Consider the following 21,729-nt stretch of genomic DNA (forward strand, 5'->3'; position numbering starts at 1 on the left):
GCTAGCCACCATGGTTTCGAAATGCAACTACAATGCCGTGCAGTCCCCCGTGGAATCCATCGATGAGCACCCCCACGCCCCAGCCCTGTCCGGTCGCACGCAGCGTCGACCTCATCGGCGACCGCTGGTCGCTGCTGATCGTGCGCGATGCCTTCGACGGCATGCACCGCTTCGGCGACTTCCAGCGCAGCCTCGGCGTGGCCCGCAACATCCTCAGCGACCGGCTGCGCAAGCTGGTTGACGCCGGCATCCTGGCCACCCGCGCCGCCTCCGATGGCAGCGCGTACCAGGAATACGTCCTTACCGCGAAGGGCGAGCAGCTGTTCCCGGTGGTGGTCGCCCTGCGCCAATGGGGCGAGCGCCACCTGTTCATGCGGGGCGAGCGTCATTCGCAGCTGCTCGACAACCACACCGGCAAGCCGGTGCCCTACATGGCACCGCGGGCTGCTGACGGCAACGCACTGCCGGCGTCCGGCACGCGGGTGAAGAAGATCGGCTGAAGGCCGGGGGCCGGCTCAGCGGGCCAGGTACTGGTCCAGCACGGGCCCAGCCGTCTCGGCGATCGTGCGGATGCTGGCCTGCGACAACGCCGGCAACTGCGTGAAGTAGCGGCTCAGGCCGATCCCCCACAGGTGCGACATCAACAACTCCATCTGCAGCGGCGAGCGCGCATGGCCGGCCTTGAGGATGCCGGTGGTCAGGGTCTGGCGGAACACCGCCATCCCCGTCGGTGACGCCAGCGCGGTACGCATCACCGCGCGCAGCGCATCGGCGCCCTCCGGGTTCTCCCACATCTGCAGGTAATGCGTGACCAGGCTGCGCCCATCGGCGCCGGACGCCAATGCCGCGACGAAGTCCGCGGTCAGCGGCGCGATGCCCGCCACCACTTCGGCGTACAGGCCTTCCTTGGAGCCGAAGTAATGGATCAGCGTGGAGGCATTGACCTCGCCGGCCGCGGCGATCGCGCGCAGGCTGGTGGCCTCGTAGCCCCGGCTGGCGAAAGCGTCGCGCGCCAGTTCGAGCAGCCGCTCGCGGGAGTTGTCGGTGCCGGGCGGACGCCCGGCGGCCCGGCGGCGGGCGGTGCGTTTGGTCGGGGTATTCAACGGCAGCTCGCGGTGCGGTGATTGGTGCGCGCGCATGCGCGCACGCCACTGCTCAGCCGTTGAGCACCGACTGCACCAGCAGGCCGCCGGCCACGCAGAACGCCATGATCCAGGCCGCCGCCTTGAGCGTCCCGCTGATCATGTTGCCGCCGAACAACAGCTGCAGGAAGGAAGACATGGCGCCGGCTCCGGAAGGGGTGCCGGCAATATACAACACATGTTGCATTCAACGCATGCCCGGCAGGAGCGGGGCTCAGAACTGACCGCGCTCGGTACCTTCCCGCCAGGCGTCCGGCCGTGGCTCCCAGTCGCCCTCCCCCAGCACCGCCTGGACCAGGTTGCCGACCGGATAGCCCAGGCGGGCTTCGGCCGCCAGGCCGGCATCGTCCCGCTGCGCCGCCGCCACGAACGCGCGGAATGCCGGCTCGTCGTTGGCTGCCAGCGCGGTGATCTTGCGTGCCAGGTCGTAGGACAGCCGGTTGCCCTCGTCGACGGCGAGGAACGACTTTCCGGACCAGAACGTCTGGATGCTCACCGCGTCCCAGTACGCCGCGTGCTGGGCGGCAATCTCGTGCGGGAAGTACATCTGCGCACCCGGCGCGGCCAGGTGCGGGAACAGGGTGTACTCGGTGTTCACCGCCAGCCCTTCGTTCAACCAGGCGGGAATCGGCAGGTGCTGCAGCAGGCAATGGGTCAGCTCGTGCGCGATCACCGGCTCCATCGCGTCGATGTTCTCCAGCGGCATCACGAAGTGGCCGTAGCCGGCCTGGATGAACATGCCCGAGGACATCGCGTACTCGCCCTCGTCGGGGTAGTAGTGGCCGATGTAGGTGTAATAGTCGTCCGGGTCATCGAACACCATCACCACGTACTTGCCGTGGCCGCCCTCCACCGCAAGCGCGCCCAGGCTGCGGTTGATCCGTGCCAGCATGCGTTGGCAGGTCGCCAGGAACACCTGGGCCGGCCGCTCCTGCAGGTTCGACAGCAGCAGGAAGTCCTGCGACTCATGGATGCCGTAATGCTCGCCAAGCGCTGCGTTGAGCGCCTGCAGCCAGGCATGCGCGGCGGACGTCCAGAACACGTGGGCGTCGGCATCGTCGATGTCCTGCGCCACTTCCTGCTGCACGCGCTGCCAGTCCGGGATTGGCAGCGCGGTCCCGTCGAACCAGTGCATGTGTACCGGCACGCGCGCCATCCGTGCAGCGGGCCGCGCGGCCTCGGGCCTGGCGAACAAGCGCTTCAGTCGTCCAATCACAGCCATCCTCCCTGTCCACGCCCGATGATAAGCGGCGGCCGTCGCCCGCGTGTCCGGGCACTGCCGGCATAATCGGCCCATGACCACGCTCGCCGACCTCGGCCCGCGCATCTGCGTCCTGGGCCCTTCCAACAGCGGCAAATCCACGCTGGCCGTGGCCATCGCGCGCCACCGGCAGCTGCAGGCGGTCCACCTGGATCAGCTCTTCCACCTGCCACACACCGACTGGCAGCCGCGGCCGGAGGCCGACTTCCTGCAGCTGCATGCCGACGCCATCGCGCAGGAGCGCTGGGTCATGGACGGCAACTACAGCCGTTGCCTGCCGGCGCGGCTGGCGCGCGCCACCGGGTTCATCCTGCTCGACCTGCCCACCCGCACCAGCCTGCTGCGCTACTTCCGCCGCAGCTGGTTCGAACGCAATCGCCATGGTGCGCTGGCCGGCAACCAGGACACGGTGAAGTGGGCGATGCTGCACCACATCGCCATCGTCACCCCGCCCCACCGGCGCCGCTACGACCAGTTGTTCGAAGGCATCGCCCTGCCCAAGCTGAAACTGGCCAACACGCGGCAACTGCAGCGCTTCTATGAAATCGAGGGGCTGGCCCGCGAACCGGCACCCTGACGGCCGTGCCTTGCGCGGAAGACACAAAGGCCGGGCATCTGCCCGGCCGCTGCGTTGTACCTGCCACGCCGGCGTGCGCGGTTACTCGCAGGGCTCGCCGTCCACCTGCAACGACGCCTCGTCCAGCGGACGGTTGCCTTCGATCGACGCCTGCTGCTCGGCGCTCGGTGCGCCCAGCCACCACACCTTGCACCTGGCGACCAGGCGCCCGACCATCTTCGCCTGCGTCGGTGCGTACAGCATGTCCAACGCGGTGGTGCTGCACTGGTGCGCCTGGCAGGCCGAGTAATACCACCAGACATCGCCGTCCAGCATCAGCGGCTGGCCCGGTGCGCTGGGGCCACTGAGCAGGCGCTCGCGCAGCGGCAGGATCTGCGGGTCGGTCGATTCGGCCGGCGTGGCTTCCTTCATCAGCGCATCAAACGCGGCGAGCACCTTGGCATCCTTGCGCCCGCAGTTGTCCACCGAGTTGCCACCCACCAGGGTGAAGAAATAGGTCGCCAGCGGCTGCTGCTCGCAGGTGATCTCCGCCCCGAGGGTTTCCCCTTCCGGTTCGCCTTCGTTGTCCCAGACCGACGGGTCCACGCCATCCTCGACGGACGGTTCGGCGCTCGCGGCGGCAGCGGGCGTGTCCGCAACAGGCGTCGTCGCCGGCGCGGCGGCCGCCTTGCCGCCGTCATCCGGCGCCTTTCCACAGCCTGCCAACATGGCCAGCAACAGCGCGGCCAACACAGTTCGATGTTTCATTCCTTGTCCTGTCAGCAAGTGGTGTTCCGGCCCGGCGCCATGGGTAGCACCGGCCAGCCGTGCAATTGTACGGGGCCGCATCCGCGGGCAGCGCGTCCGCTGCCGCGCCCATCATCTTCACCCCGGCCTGCATCCGCTTTGCTAGCGTGCCCCTACCGCCACGGCGCCGTGGCACCGGCACCCCATACCAAGGAAGGCCCCGATGATGAACCGCACCGCATTGCTCGTCCTGGCAGGCAGCCTGCTCGCTGCCCCCTTCGCCGCGCAGGCCGCACCGCCTGCCGCGACCGCCGCGCCTGCGGGCACCGTGCAGCAGGGCACCTTCGCCAGCGAGCAGTTGCAGAAGGACGTGCTGCAGCACATGTACGTACTGCTGCGCAACGACGGCTGCCAGGAACTGCTGAACGTCGTGCCTTTCCTGCGCGCGCAGCCGGAAGGGGAGATGGGGTCACGCAACTGGTCGGAGACCTGGGTCTTTGAATGCAGCAACGGCCGCGACGAGATCGACGCCCGTTTCCAGGAAACCCCGCACGACGGCGGTGCCGACTATTCGGTCAGCAGCGCCACGCGGCATACCTTCGGCACACCCGCTGCGACGAAGTAGCGAGGAACGCTCCCGCCCGCCGCGCACCACTGGCGCGGCGGGGTCAGTACTTGCCGACCATGCTCAGGTACCAGCCGCGATGGTCGTAGTCGAAGCGGGTCAGGTCATCGCTGAAGTCGGTGAAGTTGTAGCCCACGCCCACGCGCAGGTTGCGCCCGATGTCGCGGTCCAGGCCCACCAGCCAGCCCTGCCGGCGGCCGCCATCGCGGACATCGAGCAGGCGGTACTCGAGCAGGCCATGCCACTGGTAGTACAGGTCGTAGCGCAGCTGCGCGGCACCGAAGCTGGTGGCCGAATCGAACCATGGGCCGGTGCCCCGCCCGTACCGTACCTCGCCCTCGCGCCGTGCCAGCTTCGCGGCCACTTCCCAACGCGGGTCGATCCGGTACACGCCCTCCAGCGACAGCACCTGGGTGCGCTGGTCGTAGTCCACGCCATCCACCTGTCCCATCGTGGACAGGTCGTACAGGTAGGTGTAACGCCCGAACACGCCCCAGCGATCGTTGTCCCAGGGGCGGTAGGCGAAGCCCATGTTGCCCTCGATGAAGCGCGCCCCGGCCACCGGGTTCAGCGCATCGTCGGTGTCGGCATAGTTCAAGCGCGCCGCAATCCGCCAGCTGTCGTTGAGGCGATGGCTGAGCCGGTTGGTGCTGACCCACTGCGTGCGCCGCTCGGCACCGGTATCACGCCGCCACTCCAGCTTGCTCTGCCAGTCGGTGTCCGGTGAGGTACGTCCACCGGACAGGCTGACCGCCTTGCGGTCCACTTCCCCGCTGCTGGCGTCGAGCTTGCCGTCGCTGAGGGTGAAGCCCGCGTTCCAGCCCACGGCCGGATAGAAGTCCATGCCGAAGGTATGCGCGAGCCCGGACTCCTGGCCGGACTTCAGGAACTGGCTTTCGTTGAAGACATTGACCTGGTCGGACAGGCGCCAACGCTGGCCCAGCGTCCACCCATCCTGCGCGTTCGGGCTGAACAACGGGTCGTACTCGCTGCGGTCGGTGGAAAGGGTGTAGCTGCCGTAGAAGCTGTGCTGCGGGGTCAGCTTGTACTCGGCGTTGACCTGCGCGGCGCTGCCGCGATCACCGTCGCTGAACTCGGCGCCCACGCTGGACTGGTTGGCGAAGGTATACGCGCCACCGGCGAGTACCGCGTCGTTGTCGCGGTAGCGGCCATGGTCGTCGTCCACGGTCAGCTGGCCGCCGCCGTACAGGTCCAGCGCGGTGCCGATGCGATGGGTGTAGCGCGCTGCGGCCAGCACGCCCGCGGCATCGCCGGCCTGGCGTGTTTCCTGGACGCGCCGCAGCTCGGCCGACAGGCGGTCGTTCTCGCCGATGCGCCATTCGACGGTGGCCTGCGCCTGGGTCAGGGATTCGCTGCCACGTCGCGCTTCGCTGTAGCGGGCGTACAGGTTGAAGTCGTCGGTGACGTAGCCGAGCAGCTCCACGCCCTGCTCGCGCACGCGCTGGCCGGTATCGAAACGTCCCACCGAGTACCCGCCATCGACCTGCCGCCACCAGGCGCCGGCGCTCCAGTCGCGCCGGGTCCAGCCCAGCTCGCGCAGGTTGATGCGCCCTTCCACCGCGGTCGCCTCGCCTTCGCGCGGCCCGCCGGGATTGAGCTGGCGGAAGCTCAGGCCGCCATTGTCGGAGAAGAAGACCGGTGTGCTGGTGGCCTCGCTGCGGCTGTGCTCGATCTTCAGGTAGGTGCCGCGCCCGGCCTGCAACGTCAGGTCGGCACCGCGCAGGGTGTAATCCTGGCCCGAACGTTGCTCGTCGACATAAGTGGCCCCCAGTGCGACGTGGTCGCCGAACCAATGCTTGCCACGCACGCCGGCGGTGACGTCATCGGCATCGAAACCGGAAGGCACCCATTCGTAGTCGACGATCAGGCGTTGTTCGTAGCCATCCAGCGGCACGTCGCGACTGAGGCGGTGCAGGTTCTCGCGCGTCACCTGGGCCAGTGGCCGGGTCAGCAGGATGCGTCCCTGCAGGGCGTCGATCTCGTAGTCTGCACCACGCACCAGCGACACGCGCTGCTCCACGCGCCCGGTGGTCGGGTCGCGGATCTCCAGCACCACCTGGTCGGAGCCGGCCAGGATGCTGGCATGGCGCAGGTAGTAGAGGCTGCCACCGGTACCGATGAACTCGCTATGGCCCGGGGCCGTTTCCGCCTGCGCGCCGAACAGCCGCAGTTCGCTGCGCGCATCGCCCCAGGCATTGGCGCGGCGTGAGCGCCACGACAACGCCGCGCCATACAGCGAGCGCACGTACTGCGCGTACTCGGTGCCGCTCAGCCCGGTGTTGTAGTTGCCCCACAACGCCTGGTTCTTGTCCCAGTCCAGGCGCAGGTAGAAGCGACCCATCGTGTCCACGTCACGCTGGGTCAGCGAGTCGTCGCCGTAGGTGGGGTAATACAGATCCGGGTCCAGGCTGCGGAACAGGTCCCGCGGGTCGGCATTGGTGAAGCCGGTGAACAGGTCCTTCAGTGGCCTGTTCTGGGTATCCGCCTGGGCGGTCAGCAGGTAGCGGCCCCGGGTCTTGGACTTCAGGTAGAACGCCAGCCGCCCGTCACTGAGCACGCTGTCGTCGCGGTCACCGCGGGCCAGGTCGCGGCCGGCACCGGATGCCTTGTTCTGGTAGACGGTGATGTCGGCCAGGCCGACCCCGAACAGGTAGCTGCCGCTGACGTCCACCTCCAGCGTGCGCGCGATGGCCGGCGCGTCCTGCCGCTCCACGCGCACGTCGAAGGCATGGTGGCCGATCGGCATCAGGTATTCGGCGGCGAACTTGCGGTCCTGGTCCAGCGGGTAGCTCTCGCCGTTGATCTTCAGCGACGCACCCAGCGGGAGGTCGCGCGCGCGCCGTACACGGGAATGTTCTGCTGGCGAAGCCCGTTGCCGTCGAACACCTGCTCCAGCAGGGACAGCGAGGCGGCCTGGTCCGCATCCACCGCGCTGCCACGGCGGTCCTCCAGTGCGTCCCGCAGTTGCTGGTTGCCACGCTCCACTTCGGCCGGCGTCACCAGCTGGATGGACTGCGCCGAGGTTTCATCCACGTTTCCCTCGGCGTCATACGCGCGCAGCACGTACACCAGCCGGTCACCACGACGCAGCGGCACGTCCTCCGGCAAGGCGCCGTCCCAGCTGTGTTGCCCCACCGCGGCCACCGGCAGGTCGAACTGCGCCAGCGGCGCCACGCGGTCGCTGTCACTGCCGCGGTAGAGGCTGACTTCGAAGCGGGTGATGAAGGCGGTGTAGTTGCCACGGACGAAGAAGTCCACCGGGCGCGTGATGCGCCCGTTGTCGAAGGCCACCATCGAAGGGGCCGAGACCGAGAGTTCCGGCAGGCCCATCGCCGGGTCTTCGGTGGCCCAGATTGCCCCGCCCTCGGGCAGGCGGATCAGGAAGTTGCCGGTGACCGTGGCCTTGCCCGGCGCATCCAGCGCGAGGCTGACGCGGCGGTCAGGCTGCAGCACCTGCGACGAGGACCGGGCCGAGGTGCCCTCGGTGACCGGCTCGTCATAGCTGCGCGAGCGCAGGGTGAACAGCAGCGCGCCGTCGGCGCTGCATTGGCTGGCATCGCAATCCATGCGCGTGGCTGCGCCGGAGGCCTCCGGCGGCGGTGCGGCCTGGGCGGTGCCGACAAGGCACAGCAGCAGCGCCTGGCACAGAACGATGCGGCGGAGGCGACGGGAGGCAACGTGACGTGTGCTCATTGGCGTGCCTCCTGTTGGCGCGCCGCTTCCCGGATGGCGGCGCTCTCCTCGTTGCGGACGCGGATGCGCTGCTGCACCGCCGGGCTGAGCAGGCCGCGCAGGGCCTCGAACACCGCCGCGGCGCGGCGCAATCCCAGCGCCTGGTTGTAGGCATGGCTGCCGCGCACGTCGGTATGGCCAACCAGGCTCACCTGGCCGCCCCCCATCGCTTCCAGCCGTGCCGCGATGCTCGCCAGCAGCGGCTTGAACTCGTCACGGATGCGCGACTTGTCGGTATCGAACAGCACGTTGCCAAGCAGCGCGCCCTGGGCATCGACGCCGGCGACCAGCGAATGCGGGTCGCTGACATCGGTGCGCAGTTGCACCGTCAGGCCCGCGCGCGCGGCCTCGGCCACCTCGGCCTGCAGGGCATCGCGCACCACCGTGGCGCGACGGAAGGCCAGGTCCTGGTTCTCGCCATTGGCCAGGATCACCACGTCGCCGCCCAGGTAGCGATCCACGGTCGCGGCGATCTTCGCCAGCACCGGCCGGTAGGCGTCATGCAGTTCGCTGCTGCCCGGTGCGAACAACACCTCGCCCAGCACCAGCTCGGCCCGCTCGTCCGGTGCCTGCGGCGACGGCGGCAGGCGCACGCCGAAGCTGAAGCGCGTCGGCACGCCCTGCGTCACCCGGCGCAGCAACGGGTTCTCGGTGGTCAGCACCGCCCCGCTGGGCACCGTGGCCGGGTCCAGCTTGATGATGAAGTTGCGGCCAAGGCGCGCGTCGCCACCGTGCACGTCGGCCAGGTGATAGCGACCGAAGGGGTCGGTCTCGACCAGCAGGCCCTCGACCGTCGCCAGCCGCACGCCCGGGATGCCCTGCTCCTGGATGCCGGTGTTGCCGATCACGTAGGCCACCTCATAGCCCTCGGCGACGGCGGACACTTCGCGCCGCACCGCCGGCTCGGCGGCGGTCAATCCCTTGGCGGCGTCGCCGCTGCGCAGCAGGGTCGGCTTGCCCGCCGCATCAAGCTGCAGGCGCTGGCCCTGCCTGCTGTCGAGCACGAAGTCATCGGTGAAGGCGAGTTCGCGCAGGCGCTGCCGCACGACCACCTGATTGGCCTCGGCCGGCTCGGCGGTGGAACCGCGTCCGTGGACCGTGCCGATCTCCAATCCATGCAGCAGCGGCGCGCTGGCATCGGCCACCGCCTGCGGGCCTTGCCCGCGATCGATGGTGGTCGAGCCCGGCACGTAGGCCGAGGCGGCGAAACCGCCCTGCACCGTCACCCCGGTCAGTTCGGCACTGTCCTGCCAGCCATCACCGTCGCGGTCGTCGAACACGGTGCCGAACACCAGGCTGTCCTCCAGCAGCGGATCGGTATCCAGCTGCACTTCGGCCGTGGCGATGTTGGATACCGCAGTGCCGTCGGGGGTGGTCGCCACCGCATGGTTGACGTGGCTGCCGGGGCGCACGCCCGCGCCCACCCGCAGCAGGTAGGTGATGGTCGCGTTGCGTCCCACCGCGATGTCCACCGCGGCGATGCGCAGCGGGTTCTGGCTGCTGGCCAGCGCGAAGGCGCCATCATCGTCGGCCACGCGCATCGAGCCATCGACATAGCTGAAACCGGTCGGCGGGGTGTCCACCACCACGCCGTCGCGCCAGTCGCTGCCCCCCACGTTCTCCACCACCAGCTGGTAGCGCACCAGGTCACCGACCTTCACCCGGCGCGGGTTGGCGCTCTTGGTGATGCGCAGCGCGAAGTCGGACACCACCTTGTGTTCGGTTTCGCAGCTGCCGCATTCCGGCGGCTGGCCACCGTCGGGGTACTCGCCCCGCAGGCGGTTGCGCACCGTGGCAAATGCCTTCTCGTTGACCGTGGCGGTGTAGGTGAACACATGCTGCCCGGGCGTGGTGCCCGCCGGCAGCGTGCAGACCACGTCCGCGCCCTGCTGCACGCAACCGCTGGGCAATGCGTCCAGGGTCAGGCCCGGGTCGGGCGTGTCCAGCAGCTGCAGTGGCTGCCGCAGCGCGGCGTTCTCGATCGTCGCCGACAGGGTGTAGCGCAGGCGGTCACCGGGGCGTACCTCGCTGCCGCTGGCCGGGTCCGCCTGCTTGGCCAACACCACGCGCGGCTCGGCCAGCGGATGCTCGGTGCTGCAGGTGGTGCAGGTCGGCGGGGTGCCACCACCGCCCTGCCCGACCACCACGTTGCCGATGGTGCCACGCGCATCGGCGGCGACATGCGCCTGGTAGGTGATGCTGTAGCTGCCCGGGGCGGTGCCGGCGGGCAGCGTGCAGACCAGGCTGGCACTGCAGCTGAACGCACCGGCGGCGGTGACCGCGTCGAACACCAACCCGGCGCCAAGCGTGTCGTCCAGGCGCACCGGCTGGCTGGTCGAGGCGTTGAGCACGTCCACCGTCAGGGTGTAGCTGATGCTGTCACCGGCCTTCACTTCGGTACCCGCGGCCGGCACCGAACGCTTGCCCACCTGCACCTCGGTGGCGCGCAGGGTGTGACCGGTGCTGCAGTCGGCGCTGCAGCTCGGGTTGTCGTTGCCGGTCGCCAGCACCGTATTGCGTACGCTGCCACTGGCCTGGGCATTGACCCTGGCCTGGTAGGCGACCGGATAGGTCCCCGGCACGGTCCCGGCCGGCAGGGTGCAGACCAGCGGGTTGGCCGCGTTGCAGGTGAACGCGCCGGGCTGGGTCACCGCGACCAGGTCCAGGCCGACGCCCAGGGTGTCGGTCAGGGTGACCACGTCACTCGTCCGCGAATCGCTGACGACCACCTCGACGCGGTAGTCGACCGTGTCCCCCACGCTCACCGGCGAGGCCGTGCCCGTGGTCTTGTGGTAGCTCACCGATGCCGCACGCACCGGCGTGGTGGTGCTGCAGTTTGCGGTGCACGGCAAGGTGCCCGTGCCGGTGCCGGTCACCGCGTTGGTGACCGCTCCCTGCGCCTGCGCGTTGACCAGGGTGGTGTACTCCAGCGCGTAGGTTCCCGGCACGGTGCCGGCGGGCAAGGTGCACACCAGCGGATTGGCGGCATTGCAACTGAAGCTGCCTGCGGAGCTGACCGCTTCGAAATCCAGCCCCGTGCCCAGGGTGTCGGTCAGGGTGAACACCGCCGTGGTGCGCGAGTTGCGGATGATCGCCGTCAGCGTATAGGTGATGCGGTCACCCACCGACACCGGACCGGCCGGCGTGGATGCCTTGTGGTACTCGATCTCGGCAGCGTTCACCGGCGTGGTGGTATCGCAGTTCGCGGTGCAGGACGGGTTGTCGCCACCGCTGCCGAGCACCGCGTTGGTCACCTGCCCGCTCGCCTGCCCGTTGACGGTGGCGGTGTAGCTCAGGCTGTAGCTTCCCGGCGCGGTGCCGGCCGGCAGGGTGCACACCAGCGGGTTGCCGGGCGTGCAGGCGTAAGCACCGGCACTGGTGACGCTGCCGAAGTCCAGCCCGGCCCCGAGCGTATCGGTCAGGGTCACCACGTCGCTCGTCTGCGAGTTGGTCACCACGGTGGTCAGGGTGTAGGTCAGCACGTCCCCCACCGATACCGGGCCGGCGGTGTTGACCGACTTGGCGTAGCTCACGCCCGGCGTCGCCACCGGCGTGGTGGTGTCACAGCTGCCCGCGCAGGAGGGCGTGTCTGGCCCGGTGCCGGTCACCGCATTGCGTACCTGCCCGCTGGCCTGGGCATTGACGACGGTGGTGTAGGTCAGGCTGTAGGTGCCCGGTACGGTACCCGCAGGCAACGTGCATATCAGCGGGTTGCCCGTATTGCAGGTGAAGATGCCCGGGCTGGTCACCGCCACGAAGTCCAGACCGGTGCCCAGCGTGTCGGTCAGGATCTCCAGGCCGGTGGTGCGCGCATTGAGCACCGTGACCTGCAGCGTGTAGGCGATGCTGTCGCCCACCACCACCGGCCCGCCGGTGGATGCCAGCTTGTTGTAGCGCACCACCGGATTGGCCACCGGCGTGACCACCTCGCAGTTGCCACAGGCAGGATTGTCCGGGCCCGTGGGCACCACGCCGTTCTTCACCGAACCACTGGCCTGGTCGTTGACGACCGCGGTGTAGGTGAGCGGATAGCTGCCGGCCGGGCTGCCGGCGGGCAGCGTGCACACCAACGGGTTGGAAGCACCGCAACTGAAGGCGCCCGCGCTGGTGACGCTGCCGAAGTCCAGGCCGGTGCCCAGCGTGTCGGTCAGGGTGACCACGCCGGTGGTACTGGCATCGGCGACCACCAGCGCCACGGTGTAGGTGATGGTGTCCCCCACCACCACCGGACCGCCGGTAGCGCTGGACTTGGACACGGTGATGCGCGGCGCGCCCACCGGCGTGGTGGTGTCGCAGTTGCCGGCGCAGGTGGGGGTGTCGGGCCCCGTGGGCACCACGGCGTTGCGCACCTGGCCGCTGGCCAGCGCATTGACGGTGGCGGTGTAGGACACGCTGTAGCTGCCCGGCACGGTGCCCGACGGCAGCGTGCATACCAGCGGGTTGCCGGCCGTGCAGTTGAACGCGCCGGCGTTGGTGATGCTGCCGAAATCCAGGCCGGTGCCGAGGGTGTCGGTCAACGTGACGACGCCGGTGGTGCGGGCGTTGGCCACCACGACGGTCAGCGTGTAACCGACGCTGTCCCCCATCACCACCGGCCCGGTAGTGGTGCTGGCCTTGGATACGGTGACCTGCGGCGGTGACACCGGCGTGGTGGTCGTGCAGGTGCCGGAGCAGGTAGGCGTCTCGTTGCCACTGCCGACAACGGTGTTGACCACCTGGCCGCTGGCCTGCGCGTTGACCACCGCGCTGTAGGTCAGGTTGTAGGTGCCGATTGCCGTGCCGGCCGGCAGCTCGCACACCAACGGATTACCCGCGGTGCAGTTGAACGCGCCAGCGCTGGTGACGCTGCCGAAATCCAGGCCGGTGCCCAGGGTATCGGTAAAGGTAACGGTGTCGCGGGTGGCACTGTCCTCGACGGTCACCGTCAGCGTGTAGCTGATGGTGTCGCCAACGTTCACCGGCCCGGCCGTGTTGGCCTGCTTGCCGTACCGCACGCGCGCGGCCGGCACGGTCACCGGGTTCTGGGTGCAGTGGTCGGCATCGGTACAGCTCGTGCCGGGTTCCGGGGTCACGCCCGTGTTGAAGGGGTCATGCCCGCCCCCCACGCTGGCATGGTTGACCAGCGTGCCGACGGCGGTGGGCAGCACCGTGACCGGCAGTTCGATGGAACTGCTTGAACCCGGGCTTCCCGCGGCGGCCAGCACCTGGTTCGAAGTACAGGTCACGCGCTGCCCGCTGGCCGTGCAGCTCCAGCCGTTGTTTGTATGCGCACCGCTCCATCCGGGAGCGATGCCCGCCGGCAGCTCGTCCAGCACGGTGATGGTGCCGGGCTGCACGGTCGGCGGATTGCCGGTGGCCACATCGGACGTATTGCTGACCGTCAGCGTGTACGTGGTGCCGGGCTCGCCGTAGTTCCAGCTGCCGTCGCCGCTGTTGTTGCTCTTGGTGATGCGCAACGCCGGTGCGGTGATGGTGATCCGGTGATCCTCCACTTCGCCATCATCGGCCACCCCGGTCGGTTGCTGGATCTCCGCGGGGTCGGTGGCATAGCGCAGGCGCACGTAGCTGGTCCCGGCCACCACCGTCGCCGGCACGGTCCAGCTCAGCGCGGCGCTGCCGCCGCTGCAGGCTGCGGTATTGCTGCGCTCGCCGTCGTCGAACTGGCCATTGCGGTTGAAGTCGATCCAGCCGGCCACGCGGCCGCTGCCCACGCACGCGACCGGCTGGCTCACCACCGTGCCTGCCTGCATGACGGTCAGCCGGTAGTTGGCCGGCCAGGCATTCTCCTCGTTCGGGTTGCCGGCCGGGAAGTCATCATCGCCACGTGCATCCACGCTGTAGCTGCTGCGCTGCTCGGTATCCGGGCCCATGCTGCCGAGGTAGTCCACGACCGGCGGCGCCAAGCCACCGGGCGTATAGCCGGCCGTGTTGATGTCCAGGTTGGTGGCGTTGGCGGGGATGTTGTCGTTGCGGAACTGCAGGTCATCCACCACATGCATGGCATCGCCATAGCTGGTCGGTGCATCGCCAAAATCCGCGTAAGGCACCAGCAGGCCGATGGCGATGGCGGTGGTACCGCCGCCGCGGAACTCGAAGTCCATGCCCACTGCCAGGTTGCCCGGCGCGTAGGCGGCATTGTCGAAGCTGAGGAACGTCACCGCCGCCGTGTTGTTATCGTTGCCCGGCCCGAAGCGGATCACCTCCTCGGCACCGTTGAGCGACTTGGTGACGCGATACGGGCCTGCGCCGACGTTCTTGCGCATCTCCACCACGTTCCAGGTGCCGTCGGCCGTGGCCTGGACGTACTCGACGCCGGTATTGATCGATTCCGCATCCGCCATCACCACGCCGCGCAGGCGATAGGGCGCACCGCCCAAGGTCGACTCGCAGTTGATGCGGAAATTGGCCACGCCGGTGGTGCCGGAAATGCCCGCGATCAGCTGGTTGGCGTTGCCGGTCCCCCCGATGTTGTACAGGTCATCCAGGCTGTCACCGCCGAACGCACCGGGGCGATAGCTGCTGAGCGGGACGCCCGAGGCATTGGCCAATGTACAGGTCACCTCCAGATTGAAGCCGGACGCTACCGGCATCGAGATCGACGAGGCACTGCCATTGCCCAGTAGTACGCCCGGCGTGCCGCGATCGGTGCCGCCGCCCCAGGTCAACCACAGCACCGTATTGCGATAGGGACTCGAGCCTCCGGTGGCGTACGCCGCGGCCCACGCGGTGGACGGCATCGCGAAACACAGCACCAGCACCAGCAGCCCCGCTACACGCCGGGCAAACGCCAGGCACGGACTCACACGGGTGGATCGAACGTTGAAGCCGCGCGACCGGGCGCGCGGTGCCATCGACTGCCACATGCTGTCATCCCCTTCTGCACCCCTCTCGAGGCGCATTCGCCAACTCGATTGAGACAGACCCCGTTTGAGACAGACTGCTTTGACGCATCAATGCTGCCGCGCGTGGCACTCCCCTTGCGCCCGCACTTGAATGAACAACGCCGTTCCGTCCGATGCCGAACCCGCACGACACCCGGCGCCATGAAGCGCCACGCTCATGCATGGCCTTGCAGAACTCCCCGATCACCCGCCGCGGTGATTTCAGTCGGCCACGGCGGCGATTTATTCATACCGCCGTGGCACATGGATACACACTTTCGGCAAGGGCGTCGTGAAGACCCAACTTCACCGCCGATACGGGATGCATGCCGCAAAAACCGCCTGAAACAGGCGTTACCGGCGTTGATGCGAATTCAGGAATTGCAGAACACCGACCCATGCCGAACGGCATCACGCCGCCATCACATTGCCAAACGCGACAGCCACGTTGGTCGAAGGCTTGCCGCTGCTGTGCCTGCAGGTGCAACGCCGAGGGGCCGGATGGAAGAAGGGAGCAGTCGCGGGCAACGGACGGTCTCCCCACCTTCGAGAGGCGAAAGTCTAGATCAAGTTGACTAGGAGTCGGTGTCACCATCAGGCTGCGATTCGTGCTGCTGATCTGCTGCTCCCTGATCTTTCACAACGGGAAAGGATCAGAGCAGAAACCCGCCTCTTACCCACGTTTTGGCCTGAGCTTGAGCCACCGAGTACCAACAACCCGAAGAATGACGACAGAAAATCGCCATGAATCACACACGCCTTCTGGGACGGAAACTCGACTCTGACCCCTGTTATCCCATATTGACGCAGGAAATTCGCGATAAAATTTCGCGAAATAGAGATATTGTATTGCTTGCGGAAAGCCCTGGGGCCGTCATTTTTCCATTCTGGTGATCTGATATGCGATTATTTGCAATACTAATTTTGATGGTTATGGGGAGTTCGCTCGCGCAAGCTAGTGATGAGGCGAGTTCTACACCCATGAGAGACAGGCCATCTGTCCGGATGGTTGGCAATTCTGCAAAGCTTAATGTCGTAGTTAACATTGTAACCGAGCTGGTCAGTGGCCGCGATCCACGTCTGCCAATGTGTGCTGGCACTACGCATCCGTGTCGTGGAGTTGAACACCTTCAGATAACAGTAAATGACCGTAATCTGTTTGTTCCGGTTTCTGCATTTCTTGATATTAGCGATTTGAGGGAAGGGATAATTACCTTCTCGGGAAATGAGGCGACTCTATCTCTAAAAGGGGGCGAGGCCTCGGAGAGTTACCTCGTCAACATACGATTCAACGAGAACCGGGTACTTACAAGGGCGTTGTTCAGCATGCTTACTCCTGATGAGCCTCTACAAGAAACTACGTATCATGAGGTCGTTATTGATTGAAATGTCACTTGCCCGCAAACTCGACCGAAGTGCTCTTAGAGGTCTCGGAAAAACTGGGGTCAGAGCCGGGTTCCCGAAAGGGCGGAGCAGAGGGCCAATCCAGAGCACTGCTTCCAGCAGGTTGTGGAGGGAAACTAGACTCTGCCCCTGTTTTTGGACCCCTGTTTTCTGAAGAAAGCGGTAATGTGACCACCTCCCAGCTTTCCCCAGCTCTCATGCTACCTACCTCGATGCATTACGCGCCGCAACTTTCACTTCGGCATCGGCCAATGACGGCACGCCCAGCGCAGCTCTATCAGCATCCGTGACTGCCCCTGGCTCTACCTGATAGATCTCCCAACGACCCGATCTACCAAGCACGGATTGAGTGCCATACCACTGAGGCCTTCCCAAACGCATCATCAGCCTGTCCCAAGAAGCTGCCCTGAGCCATTTCGCACCACTATGGCTGGGATCAATGGTCGACGAGACGATAGCCAGCGCGTGAGCAAGGCGAACATCTTCTATCTCGCGCCCATGTTGAAGGACCAGTGCCGCATTGAAGTAGTCCCAAGCGGTGGATAGGCCACCCGCTTCTACGATCTCCAAGACCCTATCCCGCCTTACCTTGTCGCGTTTCATTCGATCGAGAACCGCGTCGCGTGATTCAAGATTCTCGACACCCTGCCTATCTGCTTGATCGGCACTTTTGAGGGCGCGAAGTTCAGGGTTGTCACCTCCAATGGCAATGAATGGCGCGCCACACAGAAGCAAGAACAAAAGGAATCTCTTCAATGACGACCACCGGATTTGAATCCCAAGCCTCATCCTAGAGCCTGCCTGACCGCCGTTGGGCAACGGGGGCAAAATAGTGTTTCACGCGAGACCGAAGATTCGGCGCTGCCCCCTGTCTTGGCGCCGTGGCACTTCAGCTCACAGCCCCAGCCAATCGAGCACCGTCCCAAACAGCGACATCGGCAGTTTGCAGAGAATGTAGTCCTTCCCGCCGAACCAGTTACAAGCGAACCATCCGAACGGCGTCATCAACAAGCCGATCAGTAGAACATCGACCAGCCAATTAAACGCGCGTCGACGCCGGAGCTGCACCACGAAATCAACGATGAAACCCAGCAACATCACCAGCGTCATTGCACCCAGCAGCACAGCAATCCCAAGCGCACTATCCCCGCGATGTGCCTGACCGGCCATTTGCACCGCCGACCAACGCGAAAACAGATACAACGCCAGCAACGGCAGAAAGAACACGAGAACCCTGACGATCACCGACCAAGGATAGCGGCTCATGGCTGAGTTCCGCTGGCATCCATCATCTTTCAGTTCTCCCAAGTGAGGCTGGAAAAAGCAGCGTTGTCCCGATCATCGCAGACATTCGGCGCCCTGCTGAACTCAGAGCTGATCGCGCTCTGTCCCCTGCATCCAGGAATCCTGGTCGCGGCATCCACTCACCTTCGCCGAGCACCGCTTCAAGCAGGTTGTGGAGGCGGAAAATCGACTCTGCCCCCTATTTTCGTTTGACCCCTATTTTCGTTGAACTGCGCCAGCGCAGTCCAACCAGAAGGGAGTCTTCCCAAAACCGGGCTCTACGCCCCATTCTCGCCTGAGCATCCCGAAGCACTGCCGGAGTTCTGTTTCATCCCTCCCTCGACGTGCACCGGCTGTCGACTATCCTTTGCGCTACGGACGCCACAAACCACGGACAAGCACATGGATATGTATCGAGGCTCTCTGCCCCTGTCTCCGGCACTTCGCGGGGTACTCGCTACCGCACTTCTCTTCTTCCCGATTTTAGCCGTCTCGGAGGAGCCCGCCTCATCTGTACATCAACAGTCATCGGCCTTTTCCCCTCCCTATCTGAATGAGCGTGCAAGGTCGGTCGCCGCCATCCAGGCAGAACAGTGGGCCCAGGCCAGCGCACTCAGCGAAGAACTGCTGGCGATGGCACAAAACCCGTATGAGACCAGTGATGCACTGCAGTTACTGCTCTTCACCCTACGTCAGGAGAATCGGCACGAGGAGACCATCCGGATCATCGACGGGCTCATTGCCAAGGTCGACAACTCCGCCAATGGCCCCTACTTCGACCAGATGGACCATTACATCACGGAGGGATTGGTTAGTTCGTTCCTGGCCAAGAACGGTGTCGCCACGGAGCGCTACTCACATCGAATGCTGGAGGATGCTCGACTTTTCCCAGAGCAGTGGAATACGAACTTTTCCAAGCATCACATTACCGACTCGGCCTCAGGACTATCCATGCCATTGATGGCCGGAAGCTGGCTGCTTGTGCATGTGGAACCTGCTTCGAAGCCGGGCAAAATCACGCGCTGGAAGTACCTTCACGTAGCCACCGACGCGACCACGACCGAGGTGATGATTTCCATGCAGCATTCGGACGAAATGTCCGGCCTTGATGATCAGGCACGGCGACATAAGCTCTTCAACCGGCTCCAGCCTCGTTTTGGCGATGAGGTCCCTGTCGATGGGGCCACACTCCCTGACATGGCCCTGCCCGGCCTAATACAAGCCGGCTTCCAATCACACTTCACAATCGAAGGCACGGCGATGCAGAACACCCGATGGCTGGGATATCGCAGCGGTTGGCTCGTTGGTGTGGACATGACTTCCGAAGCTGACGGCATCAACGCCCTGCTGCAAGCGCTACCGTCGCTGTGGAGCGCGATGGACTGGAGTACGCCGATCGAACGGGATCCACAGTGGGCTGAGCGCGACCGCATGATCGAGGAGCTCTGGGCGCACTCGGGAAGTGATCAGAAGGCAGCCGAGCTCGCTGCGGGCTCGTTGGCCGATGCGACCTTTCCCAGGGATGTTGCCGTACTGAATTCGATCATCGGCATCACCGCGTTTCGACAGAGAGACGATGTAAAGGCAGCGACTCACTTGACCAATGCACTGCGCGCCTGGGAGTACGTTGGTGCGGACCGGTTCGAAGCACAGCTCAAGGACGACTCGCTTCAGTACGCCGCCGCGCTTTCGTTCATCGCTGGTGACTCACCCCGGGGCGCGTCGCTCATGAACAGGTATCTGGACTACCCAGGAAGGTGGGCCGAACCGTGGCTCAAGAATCAGGACGGAGATTCGTTGGCACTGAAGAACAAGCATTCGGATGTTCAGGTTCCGGTATGGCTGTCCGGATTTCTGGTTGGCCACCCCAAGTCAGAAGCGGCTATCGCATTCAAAGACCTGCGCACGGGTCAGACTGTCGGCCTGACCACCAATCTCGATATCCCGGCGTCTGACGCAGTCCAGGAACAGCTGTTCCGGGAGGTGATGAACCGGCAGTTCAACCTGACACTGGGCGCACTCGAGCAACAACCCTTTCAGGCAAACACACGCGATGGAGTCGTCCCAGGGCAGCTCTGGATATTCCAGGTTGAAGCAGGCCCACATGACGATATCACCCAGGTGAACTTCTGGGTGGTGGACCGCGGCACGATCCGAACCCTGCTACGCGCGTCCATCAAGGCACCCGATGAACTGCTTCGAGCCGAGGAGTTCGCCAATGCCTTCCTCTGGTAAATCATGGGAGCGGAAAGAGGCGGGGACAGTTTCAATTGTCTGCCGAACAGTCTTTGCGACAAGAATGTTCAAGCGATTGCAGAGCCCCCATCACCCTCATGAGCAGGACGAGGCCTGACCCGAACGCGGGAGCCCAGATGGCAGAAACCCGGCTTGCGCCGGGTTTCATTCACAACCATCTGGTTAGCTCAACCGCACTTGCTATACCCACAATTCAAGCAGGTCTGGCAGCCATCCATGATCACCAGCGCCTTGGTGCTGCACTTGTGGCACATGCTGGCGCTAGGCGGGAAGCTGCCGTTGTCGGCGCTTTCGGCGCTGTCGAGGATTACCAGTTTCTCCCCTTCGCTTTGCGGAAGGGAGGGGGCAAGCGCGGCGCCCTGCGCCGACGCTGCGGTTACGTCACTGTTTTTTTTTGAGCGCTCTTCGAACTGCTTGCGCTTCTCGGCGATCAGGGCGCGCTGGTGGGCGCTCATTTCCGGGTCGTGCAGCAGGCCGATGGCCTTCATGTGGTCTTCGACGATCGAGCCCAGCTCGGCCACCAGCGACGGCATGTACACGCCGCCGGCCTTGAAGTAGCCGCCCTTCGGGTCGAACACGGCCTTCATCTCGTCGACGATGAAGGTCACGTCGCCGCCCTTGCGGAACACGGCCGACATGATGCGGGTCAGCGCCACGATCCACTGGAAATGCTCCATCGACTTGGAGTTGATGAAGATCTCGAACGGACGGCGCAGTTCGTGCTCGGTGCCCTGGTTGAGCACGATGTCGTTGATGGTCACGTAGAAGGCGTGTTCCACCAGCGGCGACTTGATCTTGTAGGTGCTGCCGATCAGCACTTCCGGGCGCTCGATGCGCTCGTGCATGTGCACGATGTTGTCGGCCGGGGACTCGTCCTGGGGCGCCGCGACCGGGACCGCCTTGGCCGCGGCTTCGCGCGCCTTGTCGTCCGGGGTGATGACGGAATAGCCCTTGATTTTCTTGTCGATCTTGACGGCCATGGTGCGAGTCCTGGTTATGCGTTGCGTACGGATTACGGCGCCTTCCCCGTCCCGGCTGGGACGGGGGGCGCGGTGCGGCGATTACTTGCGGGTGGCCTTCTTGACCGCCTTCTTCACGGCGGTGGCCTTCCTGGCGACGGTCTTCTTGGCCGAGGCGACTTTCTTGTTCGCGGTCTTCTTGGCGACGGCGGCCTTCTTGACCACCTTCTTCTCGACGGCCTTGACCGACTTCTTGACCGCGGCGACCTTCTTGGCGGCCTTCTTCTCGACCTTCTTCACTGCCTTCTTGGCAGCAGCGGTCTTGCCGGTGACGGCCTTGGCAACCTTCTTCTCGGTGGCCTTGACCGACTTCTTGACCGCGGCAGCCTTCTTGCCCACGGCCTTGGCGACCTTCTTCTCGGCAGCCTTGACCGTCTTCTTGGCCGAGGCCACCTTGGTGGCGGCCTTCTTCTCGACCTTGGCGATGGCCTTCTTGGTCGCGGCGCGCTTGCCGGCGCCCTTCTTCTTCAGCTCGGCGGCTTCGGCCTGGGCATTGGCCTTGGCGGTCTCCAGCTTCTTGCGCACCGAGCCGACGGTCTTCTTCACTTCCTTCCTGGCGGCGGCGGCCTTCTTGGCGACGACCTTCTCGGCCTTCTTCACGGCCTTCTTGACCTTGGCCACCTGCTTCTTGGCACCGGCCTCGGCCTTCTGCGCGCCGGCCTTGACCGCGGCGACGGCGTCGCTGGCGGTGGCGGCGATCGAGTCGCCCACGTGGACGGCGGTTTCCTTCACGTTCTCGGCCACCTGCGAAACGGTCGCCGTCACACCATTACCATTGCTCATAGAGCCCTCCTCAGGGCA

At 65.6% G+C, this 21,729-nt stretch carries 15 protein-coding genes; 4 read left to right on the top strand and 11 right to left on the bottom strand.

What is annotated here, in order from left to right; genetic code table 11:
* Positions 1-62: 62 nt before the first annotated feature.
* Complete coding sequence (locus ACIPR8_RS08660; protein WP_313253068.1) at positions 63-500, top strand: winged helix-turn-helix transcriptional regulator; 438 nt, start codon at positions 63-65, stop codon at positions 498-500.
* A gap of 15 nt (positions 501-515) precedes the next feature.
* Here ACIPR8_RS08660 and ACIPR8_RS08665 read toward each other — a convergent pair whose 3' ends face one another.
* From ACIPR8_RS08665 to ACIPR8_RS08675, 3 genes are all read right to left on the bottom strand, one after another.
* The gene (locus tag ACIPR8_RS08665) at positions 516-1,139 is read right to left on the bottom strand and encodes a TetR/AcrR family transcriptional regulator (RefSeq protein ID WP_446540756.1); all 624 of its coding nucleotides are present in this window, start codon (positions 1,137-1,139) and stop codon (positions 516-518) included.
* 16 nt (positions 1,140-1,155) lie between these two features.
* On the bottom strand, positions 1,156-1,281 hold the full coding sequence (locus ACIPR8_RS08670; protein WP_263863695.1) for a hypothetical protein: 126 nt from the start codon (positions 1,279-1,281) through the stop codon (positions 1,156-1,158).
* Between the two features lie 75 nt (positions 1,282-1,356).
* On the bottom strand, positions 1,357-2,358 hold the full coding sequence (locus tag ACIPR8_RS08675) for a hypothetical protein (RefSeq protein ID WP_446540757.1): 1,002 nt from the start codon (positions 2,356-2,358) through the stop codon (positions 1,357-1,359).
* A gap of 79 nt (positions 2,359-2,437) precedes the next feature.
* Between ACIPR8_RS08675 and ACIPR8_RS08680 the strand changes: the two genes are divergently transcribed.
* Positions 2,438-2,980: an AAA family ATPase gene (locus ACIPR8_RS08680; RefSeq protein ID WP_446540758.1), complete on the top strand. Its 543-nt coding sequence runs from the start codon at positions 2,438-2,440 to the stop codon at positions 2,978-2,980.
* Positions 2,981-3,061: 81 nt separating this feature from the next.
* On the opposite strand, the gene ACIPR8_RS08685 is transcribed toward ACIPR8_RS08680, so the two are convergent.
* Positions 3,062-3,727, bottom strand: coding sequence for a hypothetical protein (locus ACIPR8_RS08685; protein WP_446540759.1), 666 nt, complete (start codon positions 3,725-3,727; stop codon positions 3,062-3,064).
* A gap of 202 nt (positions 3,728-3,929) precedes the next feature.
* On the opposite strand from ACIPR8_RS08685, the gene ACIPR8_RS08690 reads away from it, so the two are divergent.
* The gene (locus tag ACIPR8_RS08690) at positions 3,930-4,331 is read left to right on the top strand and encodes a hypothetical protein (RefSeq protein ID WP_132863191.1); all 402 of its coding nucleotides are present in this window, start codon (positions 3,930-3,932) and stop codon (positions 4,329-4,331) included.
* Between the two features lie 43 nt (positions 4,332-4,374).
* Here ACIPR8_RS08690 and ACIPR8_RS08695 read toward each other — a convergent pair whose 3' ends face one another.
* From ACIPR8_RS08695 to ACIPR8_RS08715, 5 genes are all read right to left on the bottom strand, one after another.
* Complete coding sequence (locus tag ACIPR8_RS08695) at positions 4,375-7,098, bottom strand: hypothetical protein (RefSeq protein ID WP_446540760.1); 2,724 nt, start codon at positions 7,096-7,098, stop codon at positions 4,375-4,377.
* Positions 7,099-7,157: 59 nt separating this feature from the next.
* A complete protein-coding gene (locus ACIPR8_RS08700) occupies positions 7,158-8,045 on the bottom strand; it encodes a hypothetical protein (protein WP_446540761.1) in 888 nt (295 codons plus the stop codon).
* Positions 8,042-14,887, bottom strand: coding sequence for a CshA/CshB family fibrillar adhesin-related protein (locus ACIPR8_RS08705; protein WP_446540762.1), 6,846 nt, complete (start codon positions 14,885-14,887; stop codon positions 8,042-8,044). Before ACIPR8_RS08705 ends, ACIPR8_RS08700 begins: the two co-directional genes overlap by 4 nt.
* Before the next feature lie 1,686 nt (positions 14,888-16,573).
* Positions 16,574-17,125, bottom strand: coding sequence for a hypothetical protein (locus tag ACIPR8_RS08710; RefSeq protein WP_446540763.1), 552 nt, complete (start codon positions 17,123-17,125; stop codon positions 16,574-16,576).
* A gap of 138 nt (positions 17,126-17,263) precedes the next feature.
* Positions 17,264-17,635, bottom strand: a complete 372-nt coding sequence (locus ACIPR8_RS08715; RefSeq protein WP_446540764.1) for a hypothetical protein — start codon at positions 17,633-17,635, stop codon at positions 17,264-17,266.
* 420 nt (positions 17,636-18,055) lie between these two features.
* Here ACIPR8_RS08715 and ACIPR8_RS08720 point away from each other — a divergent pair, with 420 nt between their 5' ends.
* Entirely contained in the window at positions 18,056-19,888 is a 1,833-nt protein-coding gene (locus ACIPR8_RS08720; RefSeq protein WP_446540765.1) for a hypothetical protein, read from the top strand.
* A 188-nt stretch (positions 19,889-20,076) separates the two neighbouring features.
* Here the strand turns inward: ACIPR8_RS08720 and ACIPR8_RS08725 are convergent, their stop codons facing one another.
* Both ACIPR8_RS08725 and ACIPR8_RS08730 read right to left on the bottom strand, forming a co-directional pair.
* A complete protein-coding gene (locus ACIPR8_RS08725; RefSeq protein ID WP_446540766.1) occupies positions 20,077-20,889 on the bottom strand; it encodes a TSCPD domain-containing protein in 813 nt (270 codons plus the stop codon).
* A gap of 81 nt (positions 20,890-20,970) precedes the next feature.
* On the bottom strand, positions 20,971-21,711 hold the full coding sequence (locus ACIPR8_RS08730) for a hypothetical protein (protein ID WP_446540767.1): 741 nt from the start codon (positions 21,709-21,711) through the stop codon (positions 20,971-20,973).
* Positions 21,712-21,729 lie beyond the last annotated feature (18 nt).

The organism is Stenotrophomonas sp. LARHCG68, assembly GCF_052871705.1.